The organism is Aeromonas rivipollensis, assembly GCF_010974825.1.
In the GTDB taxonomy this organism is placed as follows: Bacteria; Pseudomonadota; Gammaproteobacteria; order Enterobacterales; family Aeromonadaceae; genus Aeromonas; species Aeromonas rivipollensis.
Map to the genome: position 1 here is coordinate 158,011 of NZ_JAAILA010000012.1, position 18,066 is coordinate 176,076.

16 protein-coding genes and 2 pseudogenes are annotated in these 18,066 nt (G+C 65.5%); 13 read left to right on the top strand and 5 right to left on the bottom strand.

Features of this window, described 5'->3' with window-relative positions; translation table 11 throughout:
• The first annotated feature begins 492 nt into the window (after positions 1–492).
• The 5 genes from G4923_RS09520 (at position 493) to G4923_RS09540 (ending at position 5,598) form a co-directional block, all read left to right on the top strand.
• Positions 493–1,599 (top strand): ABC transporter substrate-binding protein, encoded by a 1,107-nt coding sequence (locus G4923_RS09520; protein ID WP_163136814.1) that lies wholly within the window; start codon positions 493–495, stop codon positions 1,597–1,599.
• A gap of 119 nt (positions 1,600–1,718) precedes the next feature.
• Positions 1,719–2,771: a FecCD family ABC transporter permease gene (locus tag G4923_RS09525; protein WP_163136816.1), complete on the top strand. Its 1,053-nt coding sequence runs from the start codon at positions 1,719–1,721 to the stop codon at positions 2,769–2,771.
• Positions 2,764–3,531, top strand: coding sequence for an ATP-binding cassette domain-containing protein (locus tag G4923_RS09530; RefSeq protein ID WP_163136818.1), 768 nt, complete (start codon positions 2,764–2,766; stop codon positions 3,529–3,531). Before G4923_RS09525 ends, G4923_RS09530 begins: the two co-directional genes overlap by 8 nt.
• A 64-nt stretch (positions 3,532–3,595) precedes the next feature.
• The gene (locus tag G4923_RS09535) at positions 3,596–4,825 is read left to right on the top strand and encodes an MFS transporter (protein ID WP_163136820.1); all 1,230 of its coding nucleotides are present in this window, start codon (positions 3,596–3,598) and stop codon (positions 4,823–4,825) included.
• A 326-nt stretch (positions 4,826–5,151) separates the two neighbouring features.
• Positions 5,152–5,598 carry an HNH endonuclease gene (locus G4923_RS09540; RefSeq protein WP_240455278.1) on the top strand — a complete coding sequence of 149 codons (447 nt, stop codon included), beginning with the start codon at positions 5,152–5,154 and terminating at the stop codon, positions 5,596–5,598.
• A gap of 90 nt (positions 5,599–5,688) precedes the next feature.
• On the opposite strand, the gene G4923_RS09545 is transcribed toward G4923_RS09540, so the two are convergent.
• The 5 genes from G4923_RS09545 to fadI form a co-directional block, all read right to left on the bottom strand.
• On the bottom strand, positions 5,689–6,573 hold the full coding sequence (locus G4923_RS09545; protein WP_161507157.1) for an AEC family transporter: 885 nt from the start codon (positions 6,571–6,573) through the stop codon (positions 5,689–5,691).
• Between the two features lie 12 nt (positions 6,574–6,585).
• Complete coding sequence (locus G4923_RS09550) at positions 6,586–7,143, bottom strand: YaeQ family protein (RefSeq protein WP_042648052.1); 558 nt, start codon at positions 7,141–7,143, stop codon at positions 6,586–6,588.
• 189 nt (positions 7,144–7,332) lie between these two features.
• Entirely contained in the window at positions 7,333–7,473 is a 141-nt protein-coding gene (locus tag G4923_RS09555) for a TIGR02808 family protein (RefSeq protein ID WP_005325161.1), read from the bottom strand.
• 289 nt (positions 7,474–7,762) lie between these two features.
• On the bottom strand, positions 7,763–9,910 hold the full coding sequence (gene fadJ, locus G4923_RS09560) for a fatty acid oxidation complex subunit alpha FadJ (RefSeq protein WP_163136821.1): 2,148 nt from the start codon (positions 9,908–9,910) through the stop codon (positions 7,763–7,765).
• The gene (gene fadI, locus G4923_RS09565; RefSeq protein WP_106886849.1) at positions 9,910–11,220 is read right to left on the bottom strand and encodes an acetyl-CoA C-acyltransferase FadI; all 1,311 of its coding nucleotides are present in this window, start codon (positions 11,218–11,220) and stop codon (positions 9,910–9,912) included. Before fadI ends, fadJ begins: the two co-directional genes overlap by 1 nt.
• A gap of 194 nt (positions 11,221–11,414) precedes the next feature.
• Here fadI and G4923_RS09570 point away from each other — a divergent pair, with 194 nt between their 5' ends.
• The 8 genes and pseudogenes from G4923_RS09570 (at position 11,415) to G4923_RS09605 (ending at position 18,047) form a co-directional block, all read left to right on the top strand.
• Positions 11,415–12,365, top strand: coding sequence for an AAA family ATPase (locus tag G4923_RS09570; RefSeq protein WP_005325158.1), 951 nt, complete (start codon positions 11,415–11,417; stop codon positions 12,363–12,365).
• 3 nt (positions 12,366–12,368) lie between these two features.
• Positions 12,369–12,476, top strand: a pseudogene (locus G4923_RS09575) (AAA family ATPase); the annotation flags it as partial.
• A gap of 3 nt (positions 12,477–12,479) precedes the next feature.
• Positions 12,480–12,587 (top strand): annotated as a pseudogene (locus tag G4923_RS09580) (AAA family ATPase); the annotation flags it as partial.
• Positions 12,588–12,599: 12 nt separating this feature from the next.
• Complete coding sequence (locus G4923_RS09585) at positions 12,600–13,490, top strand: DUF58 domain-containing protein (protein WP_163136823.1); 891 nt, start codon at positions 12,600–12,602, stop codon at positions 13,488–13,490.
• Positions 13,475–14,026, top strand: coding sequence for a DUF4381 family protein (locus tag G4923_RS09590; RefSeq protein ID WP_163136825.1), 552 nt, complete (start codon positions 13,475–13,477; stop codon positions 14,024–14,026). The genes G4923_RS09585 and G4923_RS09590 overlap by 16 nt, the downstream gene beginning before the upstream one ends.
• The gene (locus tag G4923_RS09595; RefSeq protein WP_163136827.1) at positions 14,023–15,000 is read left to right on the top strand and encodes a VWA domain-containing protein; all 978 of its coding nucleotides are present in this window, start codon (positions 14,023–14,025) and stop codon (positions 14,998–15,000) included. Before G4923_RS09590 ends, G4923_RS09595 begins: the two co-directional genes overlap by 4 nt.
• 21 nt (positions 15,001–15,021) lie before the next feature.
• On the top strand, positions 15,022–16,497 hold the full coding sequence (locus G4923_RS09600; RefSeq protein ID WP_163136829.1) for a tetratricopeptide repeat protein: 1,476 nt from the start codon (positions 15,022–15,024) through the stop codon (positions 16,495–16,497).
• 29 nt (positions 16,498–16,526) lie between these two features.
• Complete coding sequence (locus tag G4923_RS09605) at positions 16,527–18,047, top strand: BatD family protein (protein WP_163136847.1); 1,521 nt, start codon at positions 16,527–16,529, stop codon at positions 18,045–18,047.
• Positions 18,048–18,066 lie beyond the last annotated feature (19 nt).

The following is an 18,066-nucleotide window of genomic DNA, read 5'->3' on the forward strand; positions in this document are numbered from 1 at the left end:
CAAATTGTTGCGTGCAGGTGACGAGCAATACCCGTATGGGCAGGTTATTTCGCTCCAAATGGCGGGGCGACGGGTCTGCCGAGATGTTCTGCCGCCTCTGTGTCGTCTCGGCGCACAAGGGGATGACAGACTCTGACACAGGGATACCAATCCGCATCTTGGCAGGGTGCGGCCGAGAGCGGCCATGGGGGCACGGCGGCCTTGGCAAACCGGTCGGTACAAGGTTGGGGGAATAACGGCAACCAGGGAGAAGCGCCGGGATAAATCGCCGCAAGGTTGGCGAGCCAATATTCCCCCTCGTCGGCAGGAAAATTCCATGGCCACAGTGAAAACGATGCCAAATGAAACAGGATTTTATCCTGACTGACTGGGGCTAGACGGTCAGGCCCTAAAAAAGAGGGGGGAGCATGCAGACGGCCATTGCTTTTCGGCTCACGAATAGCAATAGTTCTCACTTCTTTTTTTAGGCCGTATCCCCCGAGGTTTCACAAGATGTTTCGTCACCCCCTGGCAAAGTTGCTGCTGCTTGGTCAGCTCGCCCTGATGAGCTGGATGGCACAGGCCGCCGCCCCCGTTGAAGTGGAAGATGTGATGGGCCGCAAGGTCTCCCTGAGCCTGCCCGCGAGCCGCATAGTGCTCGGTTTCTATCCCGAGGATTACCTGGCCGTGGCCGGTGAAGGGGGCGCCGATCGCCTGGTGGGCATGTCCCGTGGCTGGTTCGTCAAGTCCCGCCCCGCCATCTGGTCCCTCTATGTGGCCAGCCTGCCGCAACTGGCCAAGGTGCCCGACCTTGGCAACGTGCAGGATCAGAGCTTCTCCATCGAGAAGACCCTGGCGGTCAAACCCGATCTGGTGATCCTGGCCCAGTGGCAATACGAGGCCCTGGCCCCGGATCTGCCGCGCCTCGAGCAGGCTGGCATTCCCGTGGTGGTGGTGGATTACAACGCCCAGACCCTGGCCCGCCACATGGCGAGCACCCTGCTGCTTGGCAAGGTGACCGGCCAGGAGGCCCGTGCCCGCAAGATGGCCGACGAATACAAGGCCAAGATTGACACCATCACTTCCCGGGTTGCCAAGGCGAAGCGCCAGCCGCCCCGGGTCTACATCGAGCTGGGTGACAAGGGCCCGGCCGAGTACAGCTACACCTATGGCAAGGACATGTGGGGCGCCATGGCCCTGCTGGCCGGCGGTGACAACGTCGCGGCCCCCTTCGTCGAACGCTGGGGCCCCATACACCCTGAGCAGCTGCTGGCGAGCAAACCCGAGGTGATCCTGATGGCGGGCTACGAGAGCGTGAGCAGCGCAGAGGCGATGCAGGTCGGTCAGGATATCTCGGCCGAGACGGTGCGCCAGCGTCTGCAGGGTTTTGCCGCCCGTCCGGGCTGGAGCGAGTTGCCTGCGGTGCAGCAGGGTCGCCTCTTCGCCGTCTATCACGGCGCCACCCGCAGCATCATGGATGCCGCCCTCATCGAATTCATGGCCAAGGCGCTCTACCCGGACTTGTTCGAGGATCTCGATCCCCTGGCCACCTATCAGGGCTTCTACCGCAGCTATCTGCCCATTCGTCCCCAGGGCACCTTTATGCTGGGTATCAAGTAATGGCAGGTTGAACCTGACGGGCCGGACTTTCCCGACCCGAGTCAGGAAAGTCCCTCTTCGTCATCCCTCTTCAACCCTTGCGGGCGCCCCTTGAGAGCGCCCGTTTCAGGATGGTTATCATGAATGATTTGGCTGCCCTGCAGCAGACCCTCACCCGCCAGCGACAACGGGAGCGCCGCCGCTGGCACTGGCTGGCGCTGCTCACCCTGGTGCTGTGCATTACCCTGGTGCTCGACATCGCCACCGGCCCCTCCCTGCTGCCTCTTGGGGAAGTGATCGATGCCCTGCTCTCCCCCGACCAGGCGGACTCCATGACTCGCACCATCGTCTTTGATATGCGCCTGCCCATCGCCTTGATGGCCCTGGTGGTCGGCGCCTCCCTCGGGCTTGGCGGTGTCCAGATGCAGACCCTGCTGGACAACCCCCTGGCCAGCCCCTACACCCTGGGGCTCGCGGCCGCGGCCGGGCTCGGCGCCGCACTGGCGCTCTATACCGGCGGTCTTGGGCTGCCGCCCCTGATTGCCATTCCGGCCGGCGCCTTCATTTTGTGCATGTTTGCCGCCAGCCTCTTGTTTGGTCTGGCCATGATGCGCAACATTAGCAGCCAGACCCTGATCCTGGCGGGCATAGCCCTGCTGTTCCTGTTCCAGTCCCTGCTCTCCCTGCTGCAGTTCCTCTCCTCCCCCGAGCTAAACCAGCAGATCATGTTCTGGCTGTTTGGCAGCCTGATGCGCACCACCTGGGATGCCCTGATCATCACCGCCGCCGTCACCCTGATCTGCACCCTGCTCATCTACCGTGACGCCTGGGCCCTCACCAGCCTGCGTCTGGGGGAAGCCAGGGCCCGCAGTCTCGGGGTCAACGTGGACAGGCTGCGCATGAAGACCCTGATCCTGGTCGCCCTGCTCACCGCCACTGCCACCAGCTTCGTCGGCATCATCGGCTTCGTCGGCCTGGTGGCCCCCCACATAGCCCGCATGCTGGTGGGGGAAGATCAGCGCTTCCTGATCCCGCTGTCGGCCCTGTGCGGCGCCTGCATGCTGTCGGCGGCTTCGGTGCTCTCCAAGTCCATCATTCCGGGGGCCCTCTTTCCCATCGGCATAGTCACTGCGCTCATTGGCGTGCCCTTCTTCATCTGGCTGATCCTCGGCAGGGGGCGTAAACGTGCTTGAGATATCCCGACTCTCCCTCTCCCTCGGCCAGCAGACCCTGCTGCGGGAGCTCGACCTCACCCTGAACCCGGGTCAGGTCCATGTGATCATCGGCCCGAACGGGACCGGCAAGACCTCGCTTCTGCGCGCCCTGTTCGGTGAACTGACCCCGGCCGCCGGCGACATCCGCCTGGGGGGCCAGAGCGCCCGCCAGATGACCCAAGCCAAATGGCGCCAGCAATTTGGCTACATGCCCCAGAACATCCAGTTGGAGCTGGATCTCAGCGTCATCGAAGTGGTGGTGCTGGGGCGTCTCGACAGCCTCTCCATGCGCCTGGCGGACGAGGATATACTGGCGGCCGGCCGCGCCCTGCAGGCCCTTGGCATAGCCCATCTGGCGGATCGCCCCCTCTACTCCCTAAGCGGCGGCCAGCGGCAGATGGTGCTGTTCGCCCAGGTGCTGCTGCGCGACCCCCGCATCATGATGCTGGACGAGCCGGTCAGCGCCCTGGACCTGCATCACCAGATGCAACTGATGGAGCACCTCTGCCAGCAGACCCGGGAGCAGCAGTGGATCACCCTGGTGGTGCTGCACGATCTCAACCTGGCGGCCCAGTTTGCCGATCAGCTGATCGTGCTGGCGGGGGGCGATCTGCAAGCCTTCGGCCCCCCCGCCCGGGTGCTCGACGCCGACCTCATCGAGCGCCTCTATCAGGTGCCGGTGCAGATAAGCCACGATCAGAGCGGTATCCCCTTCCTGCGTACCCTGCGAAGACAATGATGACGAGACTTCCCATGACAGCGCCTGCGGTATGGCCCGCAACAGGCCCCCGGGTGCACGCAAGATGAACGGCGCCTCCTACTGGCGGGATTGGCAGGGCATGAGCCCGGCCGCCCGCCTGCTCATCATCAATGGCCTGGCGTTCAACCTCGGCTTCTACATGATGCTGCCCTTCCTCGCCCAGCACATGGGCAGCGGCCTTGGCCTCGCCGGCTGGGCCTGCGGCCTGGTGATGGGGATGCGGGTCTTCAGCCAGCAGGGGCTTTTCCTCTTGGGGGGGACGCTCGGGGATCGCATCGGCTATCACCCCGCCATCGTCTGGGGTTGCCTGGTGCGATCGGCCGGCTTCCTGCTGCTGGGCTGGGCCGAATCCCTGCCCATACTGCTGCTGGCGGCGGCCCTGACCGGCTTTGCCGGGGCCCTCTTCACCCCCTGCGCCCAGGCTTATCTGGCGAGCGAATGCGGCACCCCGAGCCAGCGCCAGCGCGCCTTCGCCCTTCACAATCTCGCCAGCCAGGCGGGCATGTTGCTCGGCCCCCTGGTCGGTCTCACCTTGACCCAGCAGAGCTATGCCCTGACCGGGCTGCTGGCCGCCACCCTGTTCGCCCTGCTCGGGGTGCTGCAGTATCGGGTGCTGCCCAAACGCCCGGTGGCCAACCAGAGCCCGCGCGGCGCCATCTTGCGCCAGTGGGGCACCATTTTGCGCCAGCGCCCCTTCATGATGTTCACCCTGCTGGCGGGCAGCTACCAGATCCTGTTCCACCAGCTCTATCTGGCCCTGCCCGCCCATATCCAGAGCCTGCCGGACGCCACCCAGCTGCTCGGCGGCGTCTTCACCCTCTCGGCGGTGATCGGCGTCCTGCTTCAGCTGCCGGCATCGCGCCTGGTGGAGCGCCGCCTGGGGGTACCGCTCGCCATGGGGCTCGGTATCGGCCTGATGGGGCTCAGCTATCTGGCCCTCCCCCTGCTGGCCCCCTGGCCAACGGCGGGGGTATTGGCGCAGGTGGCCCTGCTATCCTTGGGCTCCATCCTCTGCTTCCCGCTCTTTGCCGCCCAGTTGCCCCGCTACGCGCCCCCTGAGCAACTCGCCAGCTACTACGGCTTCTATGCCAGTGCGGGTGGCTGCATGGCGCTCTTTGGCAACCTGCTGATCGGTTTTATGCTGGGGGATGCGGGCACCCGTCCCGCCACCGCCATCTGGTGCCTGCTGGCGCTCGCCGGCTTGCTGGCCGGGGTTGGCCTCTATACCCAGCTGCGCAAGGATGGCCAGCCACAACCGGCCGCCAATCAATAAACGGGGCGGCCAAGGCCGCCCTGTTTTTATCCCATTCCTCCCTCTCCGCTCCTCACCCTTTTCGTCTAACCCGAAACAGGGCGATATGCTTGGCATCAATCGTACTCTAGTCAGATATATACAGTGTACCTTCCATAACGACTCCAAAATGGACCTGTTTGAAATCATTATGCCACGTATATCCTCTTGTTTTGTTGGCTTTACAATCAATGGAGCACCCGCTATTAATTGACTGCCGCTGTTTCATAAGAGGAGCGGTGTAAGGCTGCCCAGGGAACACTGGTCAGTACCCGCCGCCGCAAACATGTGGAGGACGGGACTTCAACTTGAACCGAAGTCCGTCCGGCCACCATCCAATCCATATCGTCACGGACTTCAATATCAAACTTATTGAGGTCACGACCATGGGTAAGATCGCCAAACAACGCCACCAGGCTGCCATTCGTCAATCCTTTCAGTGCTTCTATTGCGGACTGCCGATGTGGGAAGCCTCCCCTGCCGCACTGATACACCAATACCGCCTCACTCCTGTCGAAGCACGGCTATTGCAGTGTACGGGGGAACATCTGCAACCACGCAGCGAAGGGGGATCGGATCGGCCAGCCAATATCGTGGCCGCCTGTCGACACTGCAACGGCACCCGCCATAAAACCCCCACGGTGCTATCCCCTGAGCAGTATCAGAAAAAGGTACGGGCGCGGATGGGTAAAGGGGGCTGGTTTCCGAAAGGGATCACCAGCAAGGTAAAGGGGAACAAAACCAATCGGGTTTAAGAGCCATAGGTTCGATTAGCGAAGCGTAATCGGACATGCGAAATAGAAATAAAAAGGACGCCATCAGGCGTCCTTGAAAACAAAACCGGGTCAACTCCCCAGATGGAGCGCCAGCCAGACCGCCAGGGGGATCACCAGCACCGAGAGCGCATTGCCGCCGAGCACTATGCTGGCCACCTTGTCGGGCTGGCACTGGTACTGCTCACAGAGCATGTAATTGAGCACCGCCGGGGGCAGCGCCACCGAGAGCATCAGGAGCGGGATCCAGGCAGGATCCAGGGGCAACAGCCAGACGGCGATCCCAAGGGAGATGCCCCCCGCCAGCAGATAGAGCAGGTTGCACTTGAGCGCCAGCCCCAGGTGATCCAGCTCCCCTTCCATCAGCCGGATGCCGAGGGCAAAGAGCATCAGGGGCACAGCTATCTGGCCGAGCAGGGAGGCGCTGGTCACCAGATAGTCCGGCAGCGGGATCTGCAGGTTGGCCACCAGCAGCCCCGCCAGGGCCGCCCACAGCATGGGGCTGCGCAGCCAGAGCCAGCGCGAGGCGTTGGCCGAGAGGATGAACATGCCCACCGAGAAGTGAAGCAGGTTGGAGAGCACGAAGAGGATGACGATGGCGCCGAGCTGCTGCTCGCCAAAGGCCAGCACCATCAGCGGGATGCCGAGGTTGCCTGTGTTGCGAAACATGGCGGGCAAGATCAACGCCGCTCTCTCTATGCCCTTGAGTTTGAGCAGGGAGAGCAGCAAGCCCGGCAGCAATATCACCAGGGCCCCGGCCGCGATAAGCGGCAGGTGGGCCGCCAGATCCAGCGGGTATTTCACCAGCGCCGAGAAGACCAGCGCCGGGGAGAAGAGCTCTATGTTGGCCCGGTTGATGTAACCGAGTTCGGCTCCCCCGCGCAGCCGCCCGTAGAGGGCGCCGAGGCCCGCCACCGCAAACACCGGGATGACGATATCGAGCAGTGCACTGAGCATGGGGAGTCCGTCTTAGAGTTCGCGGGCGGCGCGCCCCATCAGCACCACGGGATCCAGGGTGACCTCCAGGGTGCCGTTGCTGACCCAGAGCTGGCCGTCCGAGATGGTGCAGGTGAGCTGCATGGTACGCTCCACCATGGCGGTCAGGGGCAGGGTCTGGCTGTCGGAGAGCTCGATCACGGTCAGGTTGTCGTGCAGGCCGAGCTTGCCCTGGTTCTGCTTCCACCAGACGCTGGTGCCACGGCCACCGTAGAGATAGAGCACCACCTGGCGGGAGCGGTTGCACGCCTTCTTGAGGCGTTTCTCGTCGGGCTGGCCGAGTTCAATCCAGAGCTCGATCTCGTCGGAATAGTTCTTGCGCCAGAGCTCGGGCTCGTCGTCCGCCGAGAGTCCCTTGGTGAACTCCAGCCGCTCGGCGGCGTGCCAGGCAAAGGCCGCCAGCCGGATCATCATCCGCTCGTCGGTCTCGGAGGGGTGACGGGCCAGGGTGAGGGAGTAGTCCTGATAGAGATTGCGATCCATGTCAGACAAGCTGATCTGGGCCTTGAAGATGGTTGCCTTGAGCGCCATAGAAATCGTGAACACCTGATGAAAGAGAAAAGGGCGGACATGCCGGGCGCCAGTGTAATCAAAATGGCCGCCGGGTTCGACCATATTGACCACAGTTTTCCCCGCCTTGGCCTGGATAAATGCGTTAAAAAACACATAAAACAAATGCCAGTCCGAGGACTGGCATTTGGCGGCATTAACGAGAGTGACTCACTTCTCGGCGGACTTGACCCCGAAGGCATTGAGCAGCAGGCAGCAGGTCACTGCCACGGCAACGAAGCCGCTCAGGAAGATAAAGGGCATGGCCCCGTATCCCAATATGTTCCAGATGGTTTGTTCAAGCAGACTCATTGTGTGTCCTTCATCCAGTGAAATGGGTGTCCCTTTCGTGACGGGGTAGTCCCCGTTCCTGATAAGGCTATTTGACCTCAACCGGCGCCTGAGTCCTATGCCACCAAAGTAATAAATGGGGCACCAGTTTGCGCCAGATCAATGATTTGGCCCCTGATGCGCCGCTTTTTTACCCATGGAGGCGAGCGTTCTCCCCTTCCCTACCCCGCTCAGACAAAAAAACGAGGCGACCCCGGGGTCGCCTCGCGTGCTTTCTAGGCTGTTCGCCGCTGATCAGTAGAAGCGCGGCTCAGTAGAAGCGCTGCTGCTCCGCCGCCATCGCCTTGAGGCGGGCGCAGGGGGCGAACCTATCGCCGTGACGCTTCTGGTAGTGCTCGAGGCGCCCCACCAAATGATCAATGCCGAGGCTGTCCATGTAGCGGAAGGGGCCGCCGAGGAAAGGCGGGAAGCCGATGCCGAAGATGGCGCCGATGTCGCCGTCACGGGCCGAGGCCACCACGCCGCTGTCGAGCGCCATGGCCGCTTCGTTGAGCATCAGCAGCACGCAGCGCTCGGCGATCTCCTGGCGAGCCAGCTTGGGCGATACCTTGACCCCGAGCACGGCATAGACGCTCTCGTCCACCGTCTTCTTGCCCTCCTTGCCGGTGAGGCGGTTGCGCGGCGCCGCCTTGCCGTAGAGGTAGAAGCCCTTGCCGTTCTTGCGCCCCTTGCGATCGTCTTGCAACAGCTTGTCAAAGGCCTTGGGAGCCTGGAACTGCTCGCCGCCGAGCTCTTTCTCGAGGATGGGGGAGATCTTGGCCCCAACGTCGATACCGACCTCATCGAGCAAGGTGATGGGGCCGACCGGGAAGCCGAAGTCCAGCAGGGCACTGTCCAGCACCTCCACCGGCTCCCCTTCCAGCACCAGGCGCGCCGCCTCGTTCATGTAGGGAGCCAGGATGCGGTTCACGTAGAAACCGGCCTCGTCTTTGACCACGATAGGTGTCTTGCCTTGGGCACGGGCAAACGCCAGGGTGGTGGCCACCGTCTCGGCGCTGGTGCCGGCATGGGGGATGATTTCTGCCAGCGGCATCTTGTCCACCGGGCTGAAGTAGTGCAGCCCCACCACCCGCTCCGGATGGGCGGCATTGGCCGCTATCTGGTGAATGGGCAGGGAGGAGGTGTTGGAGGCAAAGACGGTGTGTTCACCGCACTCGCGCTCCACGTCCGCCACCATCTGGTGCTTGAGGGCGAGATCCTCGAACACCGCCTCCACCACCATGTCCACCCGGTGGAAACCGGCGTAGTCCAGGGTGCCGGTGAGCAGGCTCATCTGCTTCTCCAGCTCGCTGCGCAGCAGTTGGCGGCGCTTGAGCTTCCTGGCCAGCAGGTCATAGCTGTAGCGCATGGCGTTGCCGATGCCAGCGCTTCCTACGTCCTTGATCCGCACAGGTACCCCGGCCTTGGTGGCGGTGACGAAGGCGATGCCGCCCCCCATCAGGCCACCACCCAGCACGGCGGCATGGGCCACCTTGCGCGGCTCGGCCCCCTGGTAGCTGACCTCTTTCTTCATCTCTGTGGTGGCGAAGAAAATTGAGCGCAGGGCGGCGGATTCCGCCGTCATCACCAGCTCACCGAAGTGGCGGGACTCGGCGGCGAGGCCGGCCTGCATCCCCTCCTCCACGCCGATGCGCACCACCTCAAGGATCCGCTCAGGGGCCGGGTAGTTGCCACGGGTCTTGGCTTTGACTCCCTTGCGGGCCTGATCGAACAGCACCTTGCGACCCAGGGCATTGGTCTCCAGCACCTTGGCTTGCAGATCCCGCTTCAGCTGATGGCGGGGCTTGCCCTTCTTGGCAAGCTTGATGGCGGCCTCCAGCAGTATGGAGGGGGGTACCACATCGTCCACCAGTCCCAGTTTTTTGGCCTGCTTGGCCCTGACCTGCTTGCCGGTCAGCATCAGATCCAGCGCCTTGGCCACCCCGATGAGGCGCGGCAGGCGTTGGGTACCGCCGGAACCCGGCAGCAGGCCCAGCTGCACTTCCGGCAGCCCCAGCACCGTCTTGCCGTGTTCGGTCACCACCCGACCATGGCAGGCGAGCGCCAGCTCCAGCCCGCCACCCAGGCAGGGGCCGTGAATGGCGGCGATCACGGGGATGGTCAGCGCCTCGATCTCGGCGAAGACCACCTGCCCTTCCCGCGACAGCGTCTCGGCGTCACGGGCACTGGTGCAGGCGGCCAGCATGCTGATGTCGGCCCCGGCGATGAAGGAGTCCTTCTTGCCGGAGGCGATCACCAGACCGATCAGATCGCGGTTCCCCTTTATCTCGGCCAGCACGGAGCGGATCTCGTCTGCGAAGGCGGCCTTGAGGGTGTTCATGCTCTCACCGGGCACATCCATGGTGAGGATGCCGATGCCGTCTTTGCGAATATCCAGTGAAAAAGTCTTAGCGCTCATCATTCAACCTCCAGCACCATGGCCACACCCAGCCCACCCGCCGCACAGGCGGTGTTGAGCCCCAGTCCCCCACCCCGACGCCGCAGCTCGTGCAGGGTCTGGGTGATCATGCGCGCCCCTGTGGCGGCAAAGGGGTGGCCATAGGCCAGGGAGCCGCCGAGGACGTTGAATTTCTCCATGTCCACCTCGCCGATGGCCTGATCCCGGCCCAGTTTGTCACGGGCGAATTCGGCACTGGCAAACATCTTGAGGTTGGCCAGGGTCTGGGCGGCAAAGGCTTCGTGCATGTCGATGAGGGTCAGATCGGCCAGCGTGATGCCGGCGCGGTCCAGCGCCAGCGGCGTGGCATAGGAGGGACCCATCAGCATGTCCTGCCAGACGTCGATGGCGGAAAACGCGAAGCTGCGGATGTAACCCAGCGGCTCCAACCCCAACTCTTTCGCCCGCCCTTCGCGCATCAACAGCACGGCGGCGGCGCCGTCGGTGAGCGGGGTGGCGTTGGCGGCGGTGACCGAGCCATGCAGCCGGTCAAACACCGGCTTGAGTTTGGCGTAGCTCGCCAGATCGGAGCTTTCACGGATGTTGTTGTCCCGCTCCAGCGGCGACTTGTAGGGGGGCACGTGGGCGGTGAACACCTCGCCACTGAGCTTGCCCTCGGCCCAGGCCTGCGCCGCCAGGGTGTGGGAGCGGTGGGCCAGGGCATCTTGCGCCTCGCGGCTGATCTGGTGGCTCTTGGCCATCTGCTCTGCGGTCTGTCCCATGGAGAGGCCGGTGGAGTACTCGGCCACCGCGGGCGGCACCGGCATCAAGTCTTTCAAGCGCAGACGCCGCAGAATATTGAAACGCTGCTGCAGATTGCGCGCCTTGTTGAGATCCACCAGGGCGCGGGCCAGGGTCTTGCTCACCCCTATGGGGAGCACGGAGGAGGAGTCGGCACCGCCTGCGATGGCGATGTCGACAGTGCCGGCCATGATGGATTCGGTGACATTGGCCACCGCCTGGAAACTGGTGGCGCAGGCGCGCGACACGCTATAGGCATCGGTGCTGACACTCATGCCGGTGCCGAGCACTATCTCGCGAGCTATGTTGGGTGCTTCCGGCATCTGGACCACCTGGCCGAACACCAGCTGGTCGATGAGCTTGGGATCGAGATCGGTGCGGGCGAGCATCTCGCTCACCACCAGTTTGCCGAGATCCACCGCAGGCACGCCGTGGAAGGCCGTGGCCTGCTTGGCAAAGGGGGTTCGCAGACCCGCCACGACGGCAATCCGTTCGCCCTGGCGAGTCGTCAGTTTCAATGGCTGTTTCATCCTGGCTCCTTGGTTAAACGAGAAGATTAAAAGGAAGAGGTCTGACCTCATTGCGCCACATCTTAACAATCCACTCACAAATTTCATACAGCTGATTGAAACTAAATTGCCGCCATCTTGCCACCCTCCCTCGCCCTTGGGGGCCAACTGGAGTATAAAAAGATCAACTTCTATGAAAACAACGGGTTCATTACATGGCAGCGGCCGAATTTAGAGCGCTTGGGGACTATCTTGGCAGTCAGATCCTGGGACAGGGCTCCCTCATCGAGGGGCTGCTGATCGCCCTGCTATGTGAAGGACATGTGTTGATCGAGGGGGCCCCCGGCCTTGCCAAGACCCGGGCCGTCAAGGCGCTGGCCGGCGCCGTCGAGGGGCGCTTCGCCCGCATCCAGTTCACCCCAGACCTGCTCCCCGCCGATCTCACCGGCAGCGAGGTGTTTCACCCCCAGGATGCCAGCTTCGTGTTCCAGCCCGGCCCATTGTTCAACCACCTGGTGCTGGCGGACGAGATAAACCGGGCCCCGGCCAAGGTGCAGTCCGCCCTGCTGGAGGCCATGGCCGAGCAGCAGATCACCGTGGGCAAGAAGAGCTGGCGCCTGCCGCCGCTCTTTATGGTGGCGGCCACGCAAAACCCGATAGAACAGGAGGGGACCTATCCCCTGCCGGAGGCCCAGCTCGACCGCTTCCTGCTGAAACTCATGGTGGATTACCCCAGCCCCGCCATGGAGCTCGCCATCTTGCAGCTCAACGCCGGAGGCGAGCAACTGCCGCCGCCTCCCCTAACCCTGAGCCAGGCCGCCCTGCTCTCGGCCCGCAGCGCGGTGCAGGCCGTGCAGATGCAGAGCCGGCTCGAGCACTATCTGGTGCAACTTATCTGTGCCACCCGCCCCGGCAGCGGCCTCTGCCCCGAGCTGGAGCCCCTCATTGCGGTGGGCGCCAGCCCCAGGGCCAGCATAGGCCTGGCCCGCGCCGCCCGCGCCCGGGCCTGGCTCGCCGGGCGGGATTTTGTGCTGCCGGAAGACATCCAGCAACTGGCGCCGGCCGTGCTGCGTCATCGCCTCATTCCCAGTTATCAGGCCCTGGCGGACAATCTCGACAACGATACCCTGATCGCCCGCCTGCTGGATGCCATTCCATGTCCCTGACAGCCCGCCGTTCATCGCCACCGTTTAATCCCCAGCTACCAGGCCATGGCGGACAACCTCGACAACGACACCCTGATCGCCCGCCTGCTGGATGCCATTCCATGTCCCTGACAGCCCGCCGTTCATCGTCACCGCTTAATCCCCAGCTATCAGGCCCTGGCGGACAACCTCGACAACGACACCCTGATCGCCCGCCTGCTGGACCTTATCCCATGCCCCTGATGATCGGCCCCCATGACCAGATCCGCTGATCCTCGCGCCCATCCCGATATCGCCCTGCCCCTGGCCCAGTTGCTGGCCATCCGGCTGTGGGCGAGACAGGGTCAGCGGGTGCGCATACATCAGGCACGTCAAGGACGGCTCGGGCGACAGCCGGGCCTGAATTTTCGTGAGCTGCGCCTCTATCAGGCCGGGGACGAGGTGCGCCACATCGACTGGCGGGTCACAGCCCGCCTCGGGCGCCCCCACACCCGGCTGTATGCCGAGGAGCAGGAGCAGGCCCACTGGCTGCTGCTGGATCTCTCCCCCGCCATGTATTTCGGCTCGGGCCCCCAGCTCAAGGCCCGCCTCGGCTGCGAGCTCGCCGCCGCCCTGCTCTGGCAGGGGGAGACGCAGGCAAACACTCTGGTCTGCCACGGGATCGAGACCCGACACGAAACTCAGCGTGACTCCCTGATCCCCCTGCTGGAGGCACTCTGTCACCACTATGAGGCGGGGCTGGATCGGGCCCCTCTGGCCAACTCCCTGGCCCAGACCCTGGCGCGCCTCAGCCTGCCCCATGGCGCCAGACTGACGCTGATCAGCCACCATCAGCCCCTGGATCAGGGGCTCAGCCAGCAGTTGCAACGCCTCGGCCAGCGCCACGACATCCACTATTGGCAGATCCGGGATCCCCTGGAAGCGGCCCTGCCCGAGCAGGGGCAACTGGCGGTGCAATCGGGCAAGCGCAGCGGCTGGCTCGATGCCGGACAGACCCTCTTTCGCTGGCGCTACCAGGAAGCGGCAAGGCAGCAGGCCGACGCCTGCCAGCAGCAGCTGTTGCCCCTGGTGCAGCGCCTCTACCGCCTCGACAACGGTTTGCCCCTGCAACGCCAATGGCAGGAGGCTGGATGCCGTCTGTTCTAAGCGCCCCCCTCCAACACCCGCCCGGGCAGACCTCCTCGCTGACGCGGCTTCAGGAGATCCAGGGGCAGCTTCGCGACATCCATCCGGGCCCGCCCCTGGAGAGCGCGAGCGATCCCCGTCTGCTGGCCTGGGGCTGGCTGCTGATCGCCCTGCTCGCCGCCTTGCTGATCGGGGCCACGATAAACACCCTGTGGCGTCAGCGCCGCTGGGCACGTCAGATAGACTGGCAGGCCGCCGATCTGGCGCCTGCCCTGCACGCCGCCCTGAGAGAGGCGGCCATCGCCCGCTGGCCAGAGGCCCGTACCCTGCAAGGGGATGAGTGGCTCGCCTGGCTCGACCGCCGGGGAGGCTGCCATTTTGGCGAGTTCGCCCGCCAGTGGCCGGGCTGGCTCTATGGCTCAGACACGCCGGATGGGGCACAGCGGGCGCGGCTGCGCCTTGCCTACCTCAACTGGGGGCGCCGCTGCGTCTGTGCACCGCGCTGGATGGCGCGCCCTGTGCTGTGGCACCGCACCCGCGGCGGAGGGGCCAGATGATCCTCGCCTGGCCCTGGTTTGCCCTCGCCCTGGCATTGCCGCTGCTGGTGCGCTTCGGCCTGCCACCGCTCTCCCGCGCGAGTCGCGCCAGGCTGGCCCATGCCGGCTTCCCCCTGCTGCTGCCCCAGGCCGGGCAGCCTTTGTGGCGCATGGCCCTGTGCTGGTGTGCCCTGGTGCTGGCCCTGTGCCGCCCCCAGTGGCAGGAGGCTCCCCTCATTCACTACCAGGCCAGCCGGGACATCATCCTGGCGGTGGATCTCTCCGACAGCATGCGCACCCAGGACATGCTGGATGAGGGGGAGCAGCGCGATCGCCTCTCTGCGGTGCGCCAGCAGATAACGCACCTCATCGGTGAGCGCCCAGGCGATCGCATCGCCCTCATCGTCTTTGCGGATCACGCCTACCTGCTCTCCCCCCTGACCCAGGAGACCCGGGCCCTGCTGGCACTGACCCGCGAGCTCGATTTCGATCTGGTGGGGCGCACCACGGCGCTCGGCGAGGCCATACTGCTGGCCCGCCAGCACGCCGACCCCGCCCGTCCCACCGCCCTGCTGCTGATCACCGATGGGCGCAACACCGCGGGCAACGCAGAGCCCCTGACCGAAGCCAGGCGGGCCGCCGCCGCAGGCATCCGCCTCTATACCCTGGGGGTGGGGGCCGATCCCGACACCTTTGCCTCCCCCCTGGGAGGGGCAGATCCCAGCGCCGAGCTGGATGAGCCCTTGTTGCAGCAACTGGCCGAGCTGGGCCATGGCCGCTATTTTCGTGCCCGCAGCCAGGCCGATCTCTCGGCCATCAATCAGGCCATAGACACTCTGGAGCCTGCCGCCCGCCCGCAGACCCTCTATCGCCCCCACCATGAGCTCTACCCCTGGCCCCTGGCGCTGGCCTGGCTGCTGCTGGTGTGGCCGGCCCGACTGCGCTGGCCGATGCGGCGAACGGGCAGAGAAGATCCGGAGTCGCCCCATGAATAAGTGTCTGAAGGGAGCGTCATCATGGAGCTGATGCTGCTGCGCCCGCTCTGGCTGCTGGCCCTGCTGCCCTGGCTGTGGCAGGGGTGGCGCCGCCGTCGGCAGCGCCCCTTGCTGGCCCCCGCCATGCAGGCCTATCTGTTGCCGACCCGGGGCCGGGCCATTCCCTGGCTCTGGCTGGCCACACTGCCGGTGATCCTGGCACTCGCGGGCCCCGCCCTGCGCCAGCAGAGCCAGACCGTCAGCAGCCCTGCCTTCGACATCTGGTTGCTGGATCTCTCAAGCTCCATGCAGGCCAGGGATCTACCCCCGGATCGGGCGACCCGGGTGCGCCTGCTGCTTCAGGACATGCTGGCCAAAGCGGCGGCCCGGCAGGAGCCCCATCCCCTCGGACTCATCCTGTTTGCCGGGGATGCCTACCTCGCCATGCCCCCCACCCGGGATCATCAGGCCATCTCGCTGCTGCTGCCGGACTTGCGCCCGGCCATCATGCCGCTTCAGGGCAGCGCGCCGGAGCGGGCCGTGGCGCTGGCCTTGACGCAGATCCCCCCGGGCCAGCAGGCACGCCTGCTGCTCATCACAGACGGCCTCTCGGACAGCCAGATGGCGCGCATCGCCGCCCTCTGGCCCTGCCTGGATAGCCTCTTCTGCCCGCAGGCGTCGTCCCCCCGACTCGACATCCTGCTGGCCAATGCCGGCGAACGCGCTGTGCTGCCCCCGCCACCTGCCGAGGGGTGGCAACTTGGCAGCGCCCTGGGGCAGACTCTGCCGGCACCGGACGGCGCCGCCATGGCGGATCTCGCGGCCAGCACAGGGGGAAGGCTGCAATGGCTGCAGGCCGGGCTCCCCTCCTTTGCCCCCCTGCCCATGAGCCAGACCCAGACCGGGGCCCAGTCCCTCGATCTCGGCCCCTGGTTGCTGCTCCCTCTGCTGCCCCTGGCGCTGCTGGCCCGCATAGGGGCGCACTGGTTGCTGCTGCTCATGGTGGTGATCTTCCCCCCGCCCCCCCTGCAAGCGGCGCCCGCCCCCTGGTGGCCCGCCGAGGCGGCGCCGGGTTGGCAAGCCTTCTCCCAGGGGCGCTATCAGGAGGCGGCCCGCGCCTTCCAGGATCCCGTCTGGCAGGGCAATGCCTGGTACAGGGCCGGTGACTATGCCAGGGCCGTCGCCGCCTATGGCCGCGCCGACACGGCCACCGCCCACTACAACAGGGGCAATGCGCTGGTGTGGCTCGGGGATCTCAAGGGGGCCGAACAGGCCTACCTGGCCGCCCTCAAGCGGGAGCCTGGGCACCAGGATGTCCTCCATAACCTGGCACTGCTGCGGGCCAGCCCCCCACAGGCGACCCCTGCTCCTCAGCCGCCCGAAACCGGCGAGCCACCCGAGCCCTCTGCCGCCTCGGACAACCCCCGCCCCCCGGCGCCCCCCGTGCTCTTGCTGGAGCAGCGGCTGCGCAAGGAGGCCGAGCGCCGTCCCCTTCTCAAGGTGGAGGAGCCCTGGTGATCCCCTGGCTGCGTTCACTCATCCGGTTGATGAAGGGACCAAGCGGCTGGTGGCTGCTCGCCATGCTGCTGGCAACCCAGGCGCAGGCCGCCCCCCCTCGCGCCGAGCTGCTGGCGGGGGAAAGCGATCGCGACTGGCTGCTCGTCATCGAAGCCGACGGGGAGCTCAAGGGTGACGAGCTCAGCCTGCTCCCCCTGCTGCGCCAGTTTGCGGTGGGCCGGGTCAGCATCAGCCGCGTCAACACCCAGGTGAGCAGCCTGATCCGCTGGCAGATCCCGCTTCACCTGCTGGAGACCAGCCCCCGCCAGGTGCCGCCCCTGACCCTAGGCGCCGAGCAGACGCCCGCGTTGCCTATTCCGACGCGCCCCCAGACGGGCACACTGACGCAACAACCCGAGACGCGCATCTCCCCCGTAGAGCTGCAGGCCAGGGTGCTGCATCAGGGCCCCCTTTATCCGGGGCAACCCTTCATCTATGAGCTGAGCCTCTGGCTGCCCGCCAACATGGAGGCCCCCAACCTCAGCGAGCCCCTCGGTCAAGGCTTCACCATACGCCGCCTCGGCGACGATCGCTGGGAGTCCCCCGCCAGCCCCGGCATGCCCGGGCGCCTGATCCGCAAATGGCTGCTGCAGGCCAGGGAGCCCGGGCTGCATCCCCTGGAGTCCCCCCGATTCCAGGGTCGATTGCCCCAGGACCCGGACACCGCCACGCAAAGCGACGCAGGGGATCTGCTCTCGGCCAGGGCGGCCACCCTCTTCGTCAAGGTGGACAAGGCGCCGGTGGAGCCGGTGGCGAGCAGCCTGGTCCTGCGCCAGCAGTTCAGCCCGGCCAGGGGAGCCAGAGTCGGGGAGCCGGTGATCCGCACCCTCACCCTGGTGATGGAGGGGGGGGATGGCAACCGCCTGCCACAGATCCCGGCCCCGGCATTGCCGCAGGGCCTTTCGATGAAACCGGACGGCGAACAGCAGCAGGAGCGTTTCGTGGCCAAGGGGGCGCTGCGGGTCGAACGCCAGTGGCGCCAGGCCCTGACCGCTGAAACCGCGGGCAGCTATACCCTGCCCGCCGTGACCCTCCCCTGGTTCAACACCAGTACCGGGCGCATCGAGCAGGCCCAACTGCCGGCGCAGACGCTGCACATCGAGGGCGACGCCGCCCCTTCCGATCCCGCCAGGGCGCCCGGCACAGGGAGCCTCATCTGGGTGCTGTTGGCGCTGCTGCTGCGCACCTTGTGGCAAGGCGGGCCGCGCTGGCTCGCCTTCTATCGGCTGCAACGGGCCCTGGCGGCCCGGGAGCCTGATCTGGCCAGGTGGGCCTTGCTGGCCTGGGCTGGGCTTCGCTGGGGGCAGCCTTGCCAGCACCTGGCCAGCCTGCCCTGCCATGGCGATCCCGCCATGGGCACGCGACTCGATGATCTGGACAGGGCCTGTTTTGCCGCCCCCAGCGCTGCCGGCCAAGGGGTCGACTGGCAGGGGCTGGCCCTGGCGCTGTGCGCCAGGGAGACTTTTGCGATAGCCTATGTCCTCAGAAAACTGGCGTGGGCACGTCCCTGACGCCTGCGCCAAACCACTC